This window comes from Megasphaera sp. SC8-1, assembly GCF_024436295.1.
GTDB lineage: Bacteria > Bacillota > Negativicutes > Veillonellales > Megasphaeraceae > Megasphaera > Megasphaera elsdenii.
Genome location: NZ_JANFQH010000009.1, coordinates 18,563 through 34,160 on the forward strand (window position 1 = coordinate 18,563; position 15,598 = coordinate 34,160).

At 53.1% G+C, this 15,598-nt stretch carries 12 protein-coding genes and 1 tRNA gene; 1 reads left to right on the forward strand and 12 read right to left on the reverse strand.

From position 1 onward, the window contains the following. Positions 1-7 precede the first annotated feature (7 nt). The 8 genes from NOS26_RS03495 to NOS26_RS03530 all read right to left on the reverse strand — a co-directional run bounded on the left by NOS26_RS03495 (position 8) and on the right by NOS26_RS03530 (position 10,765). On the reverse strand, positions 8-784 hold the full coding sequence (locus tag NOS26_RS03495) for a TatD family hydrolase (RefSeq protein WP_074787585.1): 777 nt from the start codon (positions 782-784) through the stop codon (positions 8-10). A 115-nt stretch (positions 785-899) separates the two neighbouring features. Next, positions 900-990 (reverse strand) — tRNA-Ser (locus NOS26_RS03500). A gap of 50 nt (positions 991-1,040) precedes the next feature. Continuing rightward, positions 1,041-1,340 (reverse strand): MTH1187 family thiamine-binding protein, encoded by a 300-nt coding sequence (locus NOS26_RS03505; RefSeq protein WP_014015147.1) that lies wholly within the window; start codon positions 1,338-1,340, stop codon positions 1,041-1,043. A 4-nt stretch (positions 1,341-1,344) separates the two neighbouring features. Next, entirely contained in the window at positions 1,345-2,178 is an 834-nt protein-coding gene (gene thiM, locus NOS26_RS03510) for a hydroxyethylthiazole kinase (protein WP_255917211.1), read from the reverse strand. Positions 2,179-3,056: 878 nt separating this feature from the next. After that, entirely contained in the window at positions 3,057-5,531 is a 2,475-nt protein-coding gene (gene gyrA, locus NOS26_RS03515) for a DNA gyrase subunit A (protein ID WP_014015382.1), read from the reverse strand. A 305-nt stretch (positions 5,532-5,836) separates the two neighbouring features. Then, entirely contained in the window at positions 5,837-7,180 is a 1,344-nt protein-coding gene (locus NOS26_RS03520; RefSeq protein ID WP_014015383.1) for an acetyl-CoA hydrolase/transferase family protein, read from the reverse strand. Between the two features lie 230 nt (positions 7,181-7,410). Next, positions 7,411-9,477, reverse strand: coding sequence for an elongation factor G (fusA, locus tag NOS26_RS03525; RefSeq protein WP_014015384.1), 2,067 nt, complete (start codon positions 9,475-9,477; stop codon positions 7,411-7,413). Positions 9,478-9,571: 94 nt separating this feature from the next. Beyond that, the gene (locus NOS26_RS03530; RefSeq protein ID WP_255917281.1) at positions 9,572-10,765 is read right to left on the reverse strand and encodes a M20 family metallopeptidase; all 1,194 of its coding nucleotides are present in this window, start codon (positions 10,763-10,765) and stop codon (positions 9,572-9,574) included. Positions 10,766-10,940: 175 nt separating this feature from the next. Here NOS26_RS03530 and NOS26_RS03535 point away from each other — a divergent pair, with 175 nt between their 5' ends. Next, positions 10,941-12,308 carry an aminopeptidase gene (locus NOS26_RS03535; protein WP_255917282.1) on the forward strand — a complete coding sequence of 456 codons (1,368 nt, stop codon included), beginning with the start codon at positions 10,941-10,943 and terminating at the stop codon, positions 12,306-12,308. A gap of 202 nt (positions 12,309-12,510) precedes the next feature. Here NOS26_RS03535 and rarD read toward each other — a convergent pair whose 3' ends face one another. The 4 genes from rarD to NOS26_RS03555 form a co-directional block, all read right to left on the reverse strand. Then, on the reverse strand, positions 12,511-13,404 hold the full coding sequence (gene rarD / locus NOS26_RS03540) for an EamA family transporter RarD (protein ID WP_255917283.1): 894 nt from the start codon (positions 13,402-13,404) through the stop codon (positions 12,511-12,513). Between the two features lie 107 nt (positions 13,405-13,511). Then, a complete protein-coding gene (locus NOS26_RS03545; protein WP_014015388.1) occupies positions 13,512-14,123 on the reverse strand; it encodes an AAA family ATPase in 612 nt (203 codons plus the stop codon). Positions 14,124-14,136: 13 nt separating this feature from the next. Continuing rightward, positions 14,137-14,859, reverse strand: a complete 723-nt coding sequence (locus NOS26_RS03550) for an amino acid ABC transporter ATP-binding protein (RefSeq protein ID WP_255917284.1) — start codon at positions 14,857-14,859, stop codon at positions 14,137-14,139. After that, positions 14,856-15,515, reverse strand: a complete 660-nt coding sequence (locus NOS26_RS03555) for an amino acid ABC transporter permease (protein WP_014015390.1) — start codon at positions 15,513-15,515, stop codon at positions 14,856-14,858. The genes NOS26_RS03550 and NOS26_RS03555 overlap by 4 nt, the downstream gene beginning before the upstream one ends. Positions 15,516-15,598 lie beyond the last annotated feature (83 nt).

Below are 15,598 nucleotides of genomic sequence, written 5' to 3' on the forward strand. Positions count from 1 at the left end.
AGAAATTTTATGGTAATTTGAAAAGTTTTTCTGTATTTTCCTTAGCATGGGCTATGAGTTCTTCAACAGATACATCCATATATCCAGCCAACGTCCGGGCCACATAAGTAATGTTGTTAGGAACATTCGTCCGAGGCAAGTGGAATCCCCGCGGCGTCAAATAGGGCGCATCCGTTTCGATGAGAACCCGTTCCAAAGGAAGGATAGACACGGCATCGCGCAAGGGAGCGGCTCGCCGTTCATCGCAAATCCAGCCGGTAATACCAATATAAAAGCCCAAATCGAGCATTTTGGCCAGCGTCTTCTTGTCGCCAGTATAACAATGGACGACGGATTGCGGACAAATTCCTTCATGCCCTTTAAAACAAGCCAGGAAATCGTCAGCTGCATCCCTTTCGTGCAGGAACAAAGGCTTGTCCAATTCTTCGGCCATAGCAATGAGGGCCTTGAAAAAATGGAGCTGATTCTCTTTCTTAGAATACATGCGATCGTAATCGAGCCCTGTTTCACCGACGGCGACGACTTTCGGATTCGTCATGACGATGCGCCGGATTTCTTCTAAATCTGCATCCGTCGCTTCATCGGCCACATGAGGATGGATACCAGCCGTGCCAAAAGCCGTATGATTGCGGACAAACTGATCGACTAAGCGGTTCTCCCGGGCTTCCGACCCGGTCAAGATGCAACAAATACCATCTGCCGCCGCATCGGCAATGATTTTTTCCGGCTTAGGAAATGATCGGGTAAATAAATTGAGTCCAATATCATAATACTTTATATCCATGTCAGACACCTCGTGAAAATAAGATTCCACGAATATTGTACCAAAAAAACAGGCCCCTGCGTAGCCAAAAAAGAGCACCTAGGAAAATTTCCTAGGTGCTCTCTGTCCAGTAATCTGGCGGAGTGAGAGAGATTCGAACTCTCGCAGGCCTTACGACCTCTAACGATTTAGCAAACCGTCCTCTTCAGCCTCTTGAGTATCACTCCATGCGTCAACTGACTATGTCAGTATACTACGATGGAGCGAGATTGTCAAGTTATTTTTTCAATATATCTTCTACGGCCTTGGTCTTATTGTTCATCATATTCGTATATCCTGGCCGGATATCGGCTTTCAAGACGACTTCTGCCCGCAAGCCCTGGTCGGTCAGGTACTGTGTCGCTTTTTTAACGACAGCCATGACGTCGTCCCATTCGCCTTCGATTTCAGTGAACATGGAATTGGTCCGGTTCGGCAAGCCCGATTCCCGGATGATCCGCACGATTTCAGCAACATAAGGGGCAAATTCATCGCCTGTACCACAAGGCGCAATAGCTACGGCAATTAATGTGTTCATTGTATTATACCTCCTCTACAATCAACGGGTTCTGGGCAATCGCATCGGGCGTGGCTACATAGAGTTCATCGATGAAGGCCGTCTGGAAGGAGCCTGTCCCACTGGCATGGGCTGCGGCCTTCGTCCCGGCCAGGTTATAGACAGCGGCCCCGGTAATGGCGGCAATGAAAGGGTCGGCTACGGCAGCATAAACGGCCATGACACCGCCCAGGGAGCAACCCGTCCCGGTAATGCAGGGCATCATTTCTGAACCGCCCTGGGAAAGGACAATCTGTCGGCCATCGGTAATTAAATCTTCTTCTCCAGAAACGGCGACAGCACCGCCTGTCCACTGAGCCAGCGCAGCGGCAGCATGAGCTGCGGAGCGGACGGAATCGGTCGAATCGACGCCGCGCACATCCGACGTGTCCGTACCACCTTCTAAGCCCCATAAGCCGGCCAAAGCAATGATTTCCGATGCATTGCCACGGATGATAGACGGTTTATAGTCCTTGAAGGTCATCAAAAGGTCCGTCCGCATTTGGCCCATGCCAATGGCTACGGGGTCCAGGACCCAAGGTTTTCCTTCTTCATGGAGTACGGCTGCTGTTTTCGGCAGTGTTTCCGCATAAATCGGGAACAAAGTCCCTACGTTGATATACATAGCCGCGCCGGCTTTGGCCATGCTGACGCCTTCATCGGGTAAATAAACCATCGCTGCTGAACCGCCGACAGCCAATTGGGCATTGGCGACGAAATTAATCGTCACCGTATTGGTAATGGACGGTGTCAACGGATTCGACGCCTTAGCTAATTTCGCAGCTTCCCGGACGGCATCGCGGATTTCAGATTCAGTCATATTATTACCACCTTTGTCATTTTGCTCTTTCTATTATAGACGTTCTGACAACGAAAGGCCAGGGAAATTTAATGGCATTTCCATCGCCTGTATGCGATATCGTAGGGGACGTCCTGATCAAGGCGTCCCGCTGTGAATCGTGGGTATAGTCGGAATTTATGACGAATGACACTCGGTCGTAATACAATCATGCGTCTGCCGCGGCGGTACGCCGCATCTGATTCCGAGGAAAAAGCCGTGGCTCGTGGTTCGTGGCTCGTGGCTCGTAAAAGCTCACCATCATTCCGAATAGGCCATGATCAAATATCACAGCGGGCCGCCCTAGCCGGGTCGGCCCCTACGCTGGCCCCGATCGGGGCTTTTTTTACGAGCCGAGGGTTACTCGAGGCGATGTTGTCAGTTTGAGATGCCGTTGTGCAACGGCATCCGTAGGGGCCGTCCTGTGAAGGCGGCCCGCCACGCGCTGAGGGTTTCCCGAAGCGTCGTTGTCAGTTTGGGTCTGCCGCGGCGGTACGCCGCATCTGATTCCGAGGAAAAAGCCGTGGTTCGTGGTTCGTTGCTCGTAAAAGCTCACCATCATTCCGAATAGGCCATGATCAAATATCACAGCGGGCCGCCCTAGCCGGGTCGGCCCCTACGATGGCCCCGGTCGGGGCATTTTTTTACGAGCCGAGGGTTACTCGAGGCAATGTTGTCAGTTTGAGATGCCGCGGTGTAACGGCATCCGTAGAGGCCCGGCCCGCTACGCGCTGAGGGCATCCCGAAGCGTCGTTGTCCGTTTGAGTCTGTCGTGGCGGAACGCCGCATCTGAGTCCGAGGCGGACTGCGGCCGGCAAACTGCGACTGGCGCAAAAAAAGAGGCCCGCAGGCCTCTTTTTTTATTTAAACAATTTCGTCTGTTCTTTTTCGTCTTCATCGTTGCCTTCGATAGCAATGGTATCGAGTGCCGCTACTTTATCGTCGCCTTCCAGTTTCTGAATCTTGACGCCTGATGTATTGCGGCCTTTCTTGATGCCGATGCTTTCGATGTCCGTGCGGATGACGATACCATTCGATGTGATGAGCATCAGTTCCTGTCCTTCATGAACAACTTCGACGCCGACGATGTCGCCGGTCTTCGGCGTAATCTTGAAGTTCTTGATGCCTTTGCCGCCGCGGAGCTGGACTTTATAGGCATCGATATTGTTGCGCTTGCCGAAGCCTTCTTCACTGACGGTCAGGACCTGGCAGTCCGGTTCAAGGACGTCAGCACCGATGACCATATCGCCTTCGGCCAGGGTAATGCCTCGGACGCCGCGGGTATTCCGGCCCATGGGACGGACGTCATTTTCATTGAAGCAGATAGCCATGCCCAATTTAGTCGCCAAGATAATCGTCTGGTCGCCGTTGGTCAGGCGTACCTTGGCCAAGTGGTCCCCTTCCATGAGGGAAATGGCGATGAGGCCATTACGGCGGACGTTCTTAAATTCCTGGAGGAGCGTCTTCTTGACCAGGCCTTTTTCTGTAACCATGAACAGGTTCATCGACGGGTCGACCTGATCGAGGTCGATGAGGGCGTTGACTTTTTCGCCATTGGACAAGGGCAGGATGTTGATGGCGGCAATACCCTTGGAATTACGGCTGTTGGCTTCCGGGATTTCATAGGCCTTCAAGCGATAGACGCGCCCGAAGTTGGTGAAGAACAGGACCGTATTCCATGCCGATGTATAGAGCAGATGGTTTACAGCATCTTCATCTTTCGTACCCATGCCCTTGATGCCGCGGCCGCCTTTGTTCTGTGTATGGTATACATTGGCGTTGATGCGCTTCATGTAACCCCGACGGGTCAGCGTGAGGACCATGCGTTCATTGGGGATCATATCTTCGATGGAGAAATCCGACGAATCGGCTACGATCTGTGTACGCCGTTCATCACCGAATTTCTTCTTGGCATCGAGGAGTTCCGTCTTTACGATTTCCATGACTTTGTGTTCATCAGCCAGGACGCTGCGCAAGTAGGCAATGCGTTTTTCCAGTTCCGCATATTCTTCTTCGATCTTTTCGCGTTCTAAGCCGGTCAGACGGCGCAGACGCATGTCGAGGATAGCCAGGGCCTGTTTTTCGCTGAGATTGAACTTGCTCATCAAAGACTGTTTTGCCGCATCGTCCGTAGCCGATTCGCGGATCGTCTTGATGACTTCGTCGATGTGGTCCAGGGCAATGAGCAGGCCTTCCAAGATATGAGCCCGTGCCAGGGCTTTATCGAGCTCGAACTTGCTACGGCGGGTGATGACGTCTTTCTGATGGTCAAGATAGTAGTTCAGAATCTGTTTGAGCGTCAAGACGCGCGGATGGCCGTCGACGAGGGCCAGCATGATGACGCCGAACGTTTCCTGGAGCTGCGTGTGCTTGTACAGCTTGTTCAGGACGATATCCGGGTTGACATCGGCCCGCAGTTCGACGACGATGCGCATGCCCTTGCGGTCCGATTCATCGCGCAGGGCCGTAATGCCGTCGATTTCCTTATTGCGGGACAAGTCGGCAATGGACTCGATGACGCGCGCTTTATTGACCTGATACGGGATTTCCGTCACGACAATGCGGTGTTTCCCCTTGTTCATCGGTTCGATAGTCGCACAGGACCGCATCTTGATGCTGCCCCGGCCGGTCGAATAGGCTTTGATGATGCCGTCGCGGCCCATGATCTTAGCGCCCGTCGGGAAATCAGGCCCTTTGATTTTAGTCATGATTTCTTCCAGGCTGGCTTCGGGGTTGTCGATGAGCAGGACGCAGCCGTCGATGACTTCGCCTAAATTATGAGGCGGAATGTTTGTGGCCATGCCGACAGCAATCCCAGCCGAACCGTTGACCAGGAGGTTCGGGATCTTCGACGGCAGGACCGTCGGTTCCTGCAGGGAGCCATCGTAGTTGGGCATGAAATCGACCGTTTCCTTGTCGATATCTTCCAGCATTTCGCCGGTAATCTTAGCCATACGGACTTCGGTATAACGCATGGCAGCGGCCGAGTCGCCGTCAACAGAACCGAAGTTGCCGTGGCCATCGACCAAGGGATAGCGCGTTGAGAAATCCTGAGCCAGGCGGACGGTCGCATCATAGACGGAGCTGTCACCATGGGGGTGATACTTACCTAAAACTTCGCCGACAATACGAGCCGATTTTTTATAGGGCTTGTTCGGCGTCATGCCTGCTTCGTGCATAGCATAGAGAATACGCCGGTGAACCGGCTTCAGCCCATCGCGTACATCTGGCAGGGCACGAGTGATGATGACACTCATGGCATAGTCGATGTACGACGTCTGCATTTCACTTTCCAGACAAACCGGCACAATTTTATCTACTTGTTGTTCGTCCACAAATTTCACCTCATATACAAACTGAAAATAACTGCCGGCCAGCAAAGGACCCGCAGTCCGAATCGTTATCGTCATATGGCAGCCCGTAAAATGAACAAATGGGCGCATACGATTATATTATAACAAATATTTCCAGTTTTCTCTAGAGGGTAAAAATTAGTTCATGGTTTAGAGTTCAGAGTTTGTAGTTTGCAGTTCATCGTTCGTCGTTCATCGTAATGGCTTTTGAAATTTCGACCTACGATGAACGACCTACGACGAACAAGTATCCTGGAGAGACACTTGCCAGAATAATGGCGTATCCCCTACCGTTTATTGCTATATCTCCAGATTTTCATTTTTTCGGCTTCTTTGATCAGGTCTTCCCGGAAATCCGGATGGGCGATGCTGATGAGGCGTTCAGCCCGTTCCCAGGTCGAGGCACCCATGAGGTTGACGATGCCATATTCCGTAGCGACCCAGTTGACCTGGGAGCGCGGGTCCGTAACCGTCGTGCCCGCTGCCAGCGTCGGGATGATGCGCGATTCGTCGCGGCCGGTCTTCTTGTTGTGGAACGTCGACCGCAAGGCGATGATGCTCTTGCCGCCGCGGGACCGATAAGCGCCGTCGGTGAAGTCGAGCTGACCGCCACTGCCGCTGATTTGATGGGTCCCGGCCGATTCAGACGATACCTGGCCAAAGAGGTCGATGTCGATGCAGTTATTGATAGAAATGAAATTATCCATCTGGGAAATGACGAAAGGATCATTGATGACGTCTACCGGATAGGCTGCCAGGAAAGGATTGTCGTCCATCCAGTCATAGAGGTCCTGCGTCCCCAGGGCAAAGGCCCAGCTTACCTTATCACGGCAAAAGGCCTTGCGACGGTTCGTGAGCTGGCCGTGCTGATACATGAGGTAAAAGGCATCGACGAGCATTTCCGTATGGACGCCTAGGTCTTTCAGGTCCGATTCGGCCAAGAGGGCACCGATCGTGTTGGGCAGGCTGCCGATGCCGAGCTGCAGTGTCGCCCCGTCGGGAATCTGCTGAACAATGGTCTTGGCAATCTTGGCGTCGATGTCATCACCTGTCGTAAAGGGAATCGTCGCCAAGGGATGGTTGCCGTATTCGACGATTCCGTCGATATCGCTGATATGGATACATTCGCCGCGGCCGCCGAGAACACGGGGCATGGCTTCATTGACTTCGACGATGACCTTCTTGGCCTTCTTGGTGATAGCTTCCGTTGCCGAGACGGCCAGGCCGAAATTGAAGAAGCCGTGTTTATCCATGGGGCCGACGGTAATCAAGGCCACGTCGACGTCAAGGAGGTCGCGGTACATGGACGGCTTGTTGCGGTAGCACATGGGGATGAAATTCATCTGGCCGAGGGCGCATTTTTTCCGGTCATAGCCGCTCATATGCCAGTTCATAGCCGTAAAGGCCTTGCGTTCCGGGTCCTGTTCGATGATTTGCCGCGGCGCTACGGAAAGACACATGCGGACCTTGACATCTTGCAGTTCATCCCGTCGGGCTGCCAGGGCCTGGTCGAGGAGAATCGGCTGAGTCGTGCCCATACCGTAATCGACCCAATCCCCGGATTTAACGACTTTCACTGCTTCTTCCGGCGTCATCAGTTTCTGTTTGTACATATCTGTCCATTGGGACATAAAAATCACCCTTTCGTCTGATTTGTTTTTAGTACGACGTTTTACGTTTACTTATATCCTTATTATACGACGCCAGAAGCGCCCTGGCAAGGCGTTTGGGTAAACACGTGTATGCTGTTTGAGCATATGCCTGTAGGGTCTCGTGGTTCGTGGTTCATGGCTAGAAAAAAGAGCCGTCCAAAGGGACGGCCCTTAACTAGCCACGAGCCACGAACTGCTAGCCACTAGTCTTATTCACTTTGTCTTTTTTCGATGATTTCATCCATGATTTTCTTCGGTACTTCTTCATAGTCGAAAAATTCCATGTTGAACGTGCCTTTGCCCTGGGTCATGGAGCGCAGGACGGTGACGTAATCTTTCATTTCTGCCAGAGGGACCTGGGCTTTAACGACGATGATGCCTTTGCGGTTGCGATGATGTTCCATACCGAGGATGCGGCCACGGCGGCTGCTGAAGTCGCCCATGACATCACCCATGTAATCTTCCGGGATGACGACGTCGACGTTGTAAATCGGTTCCAAGAGGATCGGTTTAGCTTCCGGTACGGCTTTCTTGAGGGCCTGGGCGGCAGCGACTTTGAAGGCCATTTCCGACGAGTCGACGGGGTGATAAGAGCCATCGGTCAACGTGACTTTGACGTTGATCATGGGGAAGCCGGCGATGAGGCCTTTTTCCAAGGTTTCGCGGACGCCTTTTTCAACAGCCGGGATGTACTGTTTCGGCACGGCACCGCCAAAAATCTTATCGACGAATTCAAAGGGTTCGCCCGTCGTCAGCGGTTCGATATCCAAGAAGACATGGCCGAACTGACCGTGACCGCCGCTCTGTTTCTTATGTTTACCTTCAGCTGTCGCCTTGCTCTTGATGGTTTCACGATACGGGATGTAGACGTCTTCCTGTTTCGCTTTGACACCGTATTTCCGTTCAATCTTAGTCAGGATATGATCGAGGTGGACGTCGCCCATGCAACGGACGAGGAGCTGTTTGCCTTCCGTACTCTTTTCTACTTGGCACGTCGGATCTTCTTCGCTGACCTTCAGGAGAGCGTTCATCAATTTTTCTTCTTCGCCCTTCTTTTCCGGGACCAGGGCTACCGTGTGCAGTGGGTTCGGGAAGCGGATGGGGTCATAAATGACGGGGAAATCGGGAGCGGCAAAGGTATCGCCGGTCCGGGCACTCGGTAATTTCGGCAGGACGACGATGTCCCCGGCAATGGCAGCCGGAACGGGGATCTGTTCCTTGCCGACCAGGGTCAAGACTTTGCCCATCTTTTCTTCTTTGCCCTGGGACATATTATACAATTTATCTCCTTCTTTGAGTTCGCCCGAGAAAATGCGGACATAGCTCAATTTGCCGGCAAAGGGATCGACAAGGGTCTTGAAGACGAAAGCCGTGAACGGCTTGTTGGGATAGACCAGGACCGGTTCGCCCGTCTTCTTATCCGTGCCCATCATGACTTTCTGCGAAGCGTCGGGCATGTAGGTGATGATACGGCGCAGGAGTTCGGCCGTACCGATATGGTTGATGGCACTGCCGCACATGAGCGGGCAGACACGGCCCGTAAGCATGCCCTGGCGCAGGCCTTTGCGCAGTTCTTCGATAGTCAGTTCATCGCCGTTGAGGTATTTTTCCAGCAATTCATCATCGCCTTCGGCAGCGGCTTCCATGCACATTTCGCGGACTTCGCGGGCTTTGGCCATATATTCCGGCGGAACCTTGATTTCCGAGCATTCGCCATTGTTCCATTCCCAGGCTACCATCTTGCAGACGTCGATGATGCCCCGGAAATCCTTGCCTTCGCCGATAGGGATCTGAAGGGGCATGATGGATTTGCCGAAGACCGAACGCAGTTTTTCCAGGCAGCCGAAGAAATCGGCATGTTCCGCATCCATCTTGTTGACATAAACCATGCGCGGCAATTTCAATTCAACGCCGTAGTCCCAGGCCCGTTCCGTATCCATTTCGACGCCCGATTCAGCCGAAACGACGAGCAGGATGCCGTCGCTGGCACGCAGGGCGGCGCGGACTTCGCCGCAGAATTCGGAGTACCCCGGCGTATCGAGGAAATTCAGCTTATAGCCTTCCCATTCGCAAGGCGCAATGCCAAGCTGGATGGTGACGTTTCTCTTAATTTCTTCCGGTTCATAGTCCATAATATGCTTGTTGTCTTTACCGACGCCAACGGCATCGACAGCACCGCAGGCAAGCAGTAATGATTCAACAACAGCCGTTTTGCCGGCGCCATCATGCGAAAGTACAGCAACGTTGCGAATTTTATCACTTGTGTATTCTTTCATAAAACAATCGCCTCCTATGGAATCTCAGTTAATATTATATATTCGAGATGAAGGGGGCAGATTCCTTTTTTAAGTTGCACTTTTTCAAAAATAATTATGCTTTTTCTTTCATTTTGGCCAGAACTAAGGAAACCATCAGTTCGACGCCTACAGGCAGGCAAGCTTCATCGACGGCAAAATGAGTATTGTGCAAAGGATAGACCGTATCACCAGGCTTGGTCGCACCGAGCCAGAAGAAGGCACCGTCGAATTTCTGCAGATATCCGGAAAAGTCTTCGGCCGTCATGGCCGGTTCGTCGACGTCTGCCAAGATGCCCGGGCCAAAGCAGTCCTTAGCCACACCGGCGACAAAAGCGGCCTGCTGGGGCGTGTTGCGGACAGCGGCATAACCCCGTTCATAATCGAGGCGGCTGACCGTCCCGTACATGGCATCGATTCCCTTCAGCGTATCCTGCAGATGGGCTTCGACAGCATCCTGGGCTTCGGCGTGGTACGTCCGGCAGGTCCCTTCGATTTCGACGGTATCGGCAACGACATTATAGCGCGTGCCGCCAGTGATCTTGCCAAAGGTCAGGACGGCCGGATAAAGGGGATTGACACGGCGGCTGATGATGGTCTGGGCCGCTGTCAGGAACTGGGCTGCAGCGACGATGGTGTCGACGCCTTTATGCGGCATGGCGGCATGGCTGGCCTTACCATTGAGGACGATGCGGATATGATCCGAAGCAGCCATCATCGGGCCGGGCAGGACGCCGATTTTGCCGCTGGGCAGGGCCGGCCAGACGTGGAGGCCGTAAACGGCATCGACGCCGTCGAGGACGCCGGACGCAACCAGCCCCTTGGCGCCGCCGACAGGCGATTTTTCTTCGGCTGGCTGGCAGATGAAGACGACCGTACCGGGAATATCGTCTTTCACCTGGCTCAGAACCTTAGCGGCACCGAGGAGGATGCTCATGTGGCCGTCATGGCCGCAGGCGTGCATCTTGCCGGGGAAATTGGACGCAAAGGGCAGGCCCGTTTCTTCCGTCATAGGCAGGGCGTCCATATCGGCCCGCAAGGCGATGACCGGTCCCGGCTTTCCGCCTTTGAGCGTCCCCAGGACAGCCGTCGTACCGGCGACATGCTCTTGTACATCAATGCCGAAAGACCGCAATTTGGCTGCCATAAAGGCCGCCGTTTCCACTTCTTCACCGGACAATTCCGGATTTTCATGAATATGACGGCGCATGGCACAAATATCAGGCACAGCCTGTTTCACTAAGTCTTTGATAATCATTTTATCGATCATGGCAAACCCTCCATGTATGAATTATTATTTATAAAATATGGCTAATAATACCACATAACATGAGAAAATACAACTGCTTTACTAGTCTTTTACAAGAGCTGGTACAGCCCCGATAAGTGCGTTATAATAAAGATGCAAGTTCATAATTCATCCATCTTAAAAGGGAGGCTTATGCATGAAAGCATTTGATACAGAAAACAGCGTCTGGGCCCGCTTCTCACCGGAACAGCGCGGCCAGATGGAAGCTTACAGCATCCACTACCGCCAGTTTTTGGACACAGCCCGGACAGAACGGCTGGCCAATAAGGAAATCATCCGCCAGGCTGAAAACGCCGGATTCCGGCCGCTATCTGACTTCACCAGCGTGAAAGCCGGCGACAAGGTCTATTGGAACCAGAAAGGGAAATCAGTCATCTTAGCCGTCATCGGCTCCGACCCCATCGAAAAAGGGCTGAAAATCGTCGGCTCCCATATCGACTGCCCGCGGTTGGACGTCAAGGCTATGCCTGTCGTCGAAAAAAATAAAATCGTCTACTTCAAGACCCATTACTATGGCGGCTTGTTGAAATATCAATGGGTCTGCCTGCCCTTGTCCCTAGTCGGCGTCGTTTATAAAGCCGATGGCAGCCGCATCGACGTCTCCATCGGCGAAGACCCGGACGATCCCGTCCTGTTCATCAACGACTTGCTGCCCCATCTGGGGAAGGACCAGGCTGCCAAAAAGCTCTCTGAAGCCATCAGCGGCGAAATGCTCATGCCCCTGGCCGGAACGAATGGCGAAGGAGAAAAGACAAAACCGGCTATTCTGGCTTTGTTAAAGGACAAATACGGCATTGAAGAAGAAGATTTTACCAGTGCTGAACTGGAAATCATCCCGGCCGTCAAGAGCCGCGACGTCGGCCTGGACCGGTCGATGATCATGTCCCACGGCCATGACGACCGCGTCTGCTCTTACGCCAACCTAGCCGCCATCCTCGATGCCGAACCAGGGGAAAAGACGCAAGTCGCCCTCTTTGCCGATAAAGAAGAAATCGGTTCCGTCGGCAACACCGGCGTCCAGTCGTCGTACTTCCCAGATTTCATCGCCGAACTCTTGTCCCTCCAAGGCCATGACCAAGAAATCTGGCTGCGCCGGACCCTGCGCAACAGCGAAGTCCTGTCGGCCGACGTCTGCGCCGCCTTCGACCCGGTCTTTGCCGACGCCTATGAAGAACAGAACTCGGCCAAGCTCGGCTACGGCATCTGCCTGTGCAAATACACCGGTGCCCGCGGCAAGGCAGGCAGCAACGACGCTAACGCCGAATTCATGGCCAAAATCCGTGGCATCTTCAACGAAAAAGAAGTTCCCTGGCAGGTCGGAGAACTGGGCAAAGTCGACCAAGGCGGCGGCGGTACTATCGCCTACATCATGGCCGACTGGGGCTGCGACGTCGTCGACTGCGGTGTAGCTATGCACAGCATGCACGCTCCTTTAGAAATCGTCGCCAAAGCCGATGCCTACAGCGGCTACCTGGCCTATAAAGCCTTTTTTGAAAGTAAGTGAGAAAAAGGCGCTGTCGCAGGAAGACAGCGCCTTTTTAGTGATTAGGGTTTAGTGGCTAGTGGTTAGTGAATGGCTTTAAATTTAAAGGTTTTCTCTGTAAACTACAAAGGCTGTACTGTAAACTGGTCTGGAAATCACACATATCCCGGAACGGGCTCGCCACGTGCGAGCCCCTACAGCGTAATTTTGAAACAGGGAGTGCTTAATGGCATTCACTTTCACGAAGCCCTTTGATAGTCTGGTAAAGGCCGTACATGTAGAGGGCGACGGCTACCCAGGCGAAGCAGAAGGTCAGGCGCAAGGGCGGCGTGATGGTTTCACCGCTCAAGAGGCCGATGACCAAGGTGATGCTCGGCGAGAGGTACATGAGCATGCCGCCCGTCGTTATGGGGACACCTTTGACGCCGGCCGAAAAGAGCATCATCGGGACGGCCGTGACGACGCCCGTCGCCGGCAGGAGCAGCCATTGCCACCCCTGGAAGGTTCCTATGGCACCCAGGCCATGCCCTTCGCTAAAGGCGATGAAAAGCAGGGATAAGGGTACCATGGAAAAGGATTCGATGAAGACCGAAACCTGGCTGTCCAGGCGGACTTTCTTTTTCAACATGCTGTACGTCGCCCAGGTCAGGCAGATGAGGAACGACAACCAGGGAACGACACCGTACAGACAGAAGGCCAGGACCAGGCCGGCTCCGGCGACGACGACGGACAGTTTCTGGATAGGCCGCAGCCGTTCATGGAAGAGAAGGCCGCCGAAAAAGACGAGGACGATAGGATTGATGAAATAGGCCAGGCTGGCCTGGAGAATGAAGCCCTGTGTCGTCGCGTAAATATAAGACCCCCAGTTCAGGGTAATGAAGATACAGGCCCCAGCAATATACGGCCATTGCCAGCGCTCCTGCCGGACCCCTTTCAGGTCGGGCAGGAGCTTTTTCTGTATGATGAGGAAAAAGCAGAAGACCGACGCCCAGACAATGCGCGAGGCCAGCGTGTACAGCGGCGGCAGCTGCCGCAACAGCAGCCAGAAGGCCGGCAGTACGCCCCAGATGGCCTGACTTAGAATGAAATAGATATAACAAATTTTGCTCCCGTCCATAAGATATCTCCTTTGACTGATTCAGCTTATTGTTACTACTATCATGCAATAGGCCTTTTTGTTTGTCAATAACGAGGATGATGTCCCTGGCGGGAGCTCGGCTAGTCTTACGCAATGTGGTGGGAGCCGTATTTTTTGAGTACGAGTTCGGTCAAATACTGGGCCGTCGCTTCGACGCCGAGAAAGCTGCTGTTGATGAGCAGGTCCGTATGGTGGAAGTCGCCTGGCAGATAACCGGCATAACGAACCTGGTAGGCGTCGCGGGCCCGGTCGACGTTGCGCATCATTTCCTTGGCCGTCCGTTCGTCCATCTTGAGCCGTTCAACGCAGTTCTTGAGGCGTTCTTTATAGGGTGCATAGATAAAGATGCGCAGCAAGTGCTTGGAACATTTCAAGATAGAATCGGAACAGCGGCCGACGATGATGCACGACTTGGCATCGGCTAGGTTCAAGATGATTTTCTTTTCTACCTGGAAGAGCTCGTCCTGTTTCCGCGTTTCGTCGTGCCCTAAGGGAAAGCACATGCGCCAGAAGCGGTTGGGTTTGGCCGATTCTTCCAGATCGCTAGCAATGGACAAGGACATATTCATCTTTTTCGCCGCCGCTTCGATGAGGTCCCGGTCATAGAACTCGACGTTCAGGGCTTCGGCCATTTCTTTGGCAATGGGCCGGCCCATACTGCCAAACTGACGGTTAATGGTGATGATGAATTTTTCCATCGTACTCCCTCCTTTACGACAAGAAACGGCTCAAGAAGTTGCGGGCTCGTTCCGTCTTGGGATGGCTGAAGAATTCAGCCGGCGTCGTATCTTCCTGGACAATGCTGTCGGCCATGAAGACGATGCGGTCCGACACGTCGCGGGCAAAAGCCATTTCATGGGTCACGATGACCATAGACATGCCATTGTGGGCCAAGTCGCGCATGACATCGAGAACGCCGCCGACGAGTTCCGGGTCCAAGGCCGATGTCGGTTCATCGAAAAGAATCATCTTAGGGTTCATGGCCAGGGCGCGGGCAATGGCGACGCGCTGCTGCTGGCCGCCGGAGAGCATATCCGGCATCTTTTCGGCCTTGTCGGCCATGTCGACTTTTTTGAGCATTTCCATGGCAATATCGTGGGCGTCGGCTTTTTTCATGTGTTTGACGCTCTGCAGGGCCAGCATGACGTTGCCGACGACGTTGCGCAGGGGAAAGAGGTTGAAATGCGGGAAGACCATGGTCACTTCTTCGCGCATCTTACGGATGTCGTAGCCAGGCTGAAGGATGCTCTGGCCATTATATTTGATGTCGCCTCCAGTCGGCGATTCCAACAGATTCAGACAGCGCAAGAAAGTGCTCTTCCCGGCACCGGAGGGTCCGAGGATACAGGTAACTTCATCATCTAGGGACAGGCTGATATCATTTAGGACCAGGTTATCACCATACTGTTTCTTCAAATGTTCAATTCTCATCATTTTACATCAGCTCCCATCTTCTGTTCGCAAATATTGACAGCGACTGTCAGCAGCGAAATCAAGACTAAGTAGAACACGGCCAGGACCGTATAGCTTTCGACGAATTCAAAGTTCGACGACGCGTACTGACCAGCTTGATAGGTCATTTCGGCGACACCGATGACGGTCAGGATAGACGTATCCTTTACGGTAATGATGAACTGGTTGCCCAGTGCCGGCAACATAGTCCGGAAAGCCATGGGCAGGATCAGTTTCATGACAATCTGGAATTTCGTCATTCCCAAAGACATCCCTGCTTCCCACTGGCCTTTAGGCACTTCCAGGATAGCGCCGCGGACGATTTCTGAAATGTAAGCCCCGGCATTAAGGGAAACACAGAGAATGCCTGCCGCTTCATGAGATAAATGGAGGCCAAAGAGTTTCGGCATGACGAAATAGATGTACAAAGCCTGGACCAAGATTGGCGTGCTGCGGATGATCCAGACATAAAAGGCGCTGATGCTCTTGAGGATGCGTATATTGCGGGCCCGGGAAAAACCCGTAGCCAAGCCGATGAAATAGCCGATGATGATACTCGTCACGGAAATGACGACGGTCCAGAACAGACCTTTCATAATGACACCGATGATGATGTCCAAGTGTTCCCAGTTAAACATAGCCTTCCCTCCTTAAAGGAATACCCCTTATAGCAAGAAGTCCGGCAAAAGTACGACTCTTGCCGGGCCACTGCGGTATGACT

Excerpts from the sequence above, each read along its gene's own strand:
- NOS26_RS03550 (WP_255917284.1), bottom strand. The coding sequence starts at position 14,859 with ATGATGAGAATTGAACATTTGAAGAAACAGTATGGTGATAACCTGGTC.
- fusA (WP_014015384.1), bottom strand. The coding sequence starts at position 9,477 with ATGAAAGAATACACAAGTGATAAAATTCGCAACGTTGCTGTACTTTCG.
- rarD (WP_255917283.1), bottom strand. The coding sequence starts at position 13,404 with ATGGACGGGAGCAAAATTTGTTATATCTATTTCATTCTAAGTCAGGCC.
- NOS26_RS03520 (WP_014015383.1), bottom strand. The coding sequence starts at position 7,180 with ATGTCCCAATGGACAGATATGTACAAACAGAAACTGATGACGCCGGAA.
- NOS26_RS03495 (WP_074787585.1), bottom strand. The coding sequence starts at position 784 with ATGGATATAAAGTATTATGATATTGGACTCAATTTATTTACCCGATCA.
- NOS26_RS03545 (WP_014015388.1), bottom strand. The coding sequence starts at position 14,123 with ATGGAAAAATTCATCATCACCATTAACCGTCAGTTTGGCAGTATGGGC.
- thiM (WP_255917211.1), bottom strand. The coding sequence starts at position 2,178 with ATGACTGAATCTGAAATCCGCGATGCCGTCCGGGAAGCTGCGAAATTA.
- NOS26_RS03530 (WP_255917281.1), bottom strand. The coding sequence starts at position 10,765 with ATGATCGATAAAATGATTATCAAAGACTTAGTGAAACAGGCTGTGCCT.
- NOS26_RS03535 (WP_255917282.1), top strand. The coding sequence starts at position 10,941 with ATGAAAGCATTTGATACAGAAAACAGCGTCTGGGCCCGCTTCTCACCG.
- NOS26_RS03555 (WP_014015390.1), bottom strand. The coding sequence starts at position 15,515 with ATGTTTAACTGGGAACACTTGGACATCATCATCGGTGTCATTATGAAA.
- NOS26_RS03505 (WP_014015147.1), bottom strand. The coding sequence starts at position 1,340 with ATGAACACATTAATTGCCGTAGCTATTGCGCCTTGTGGTACAGGCGAT.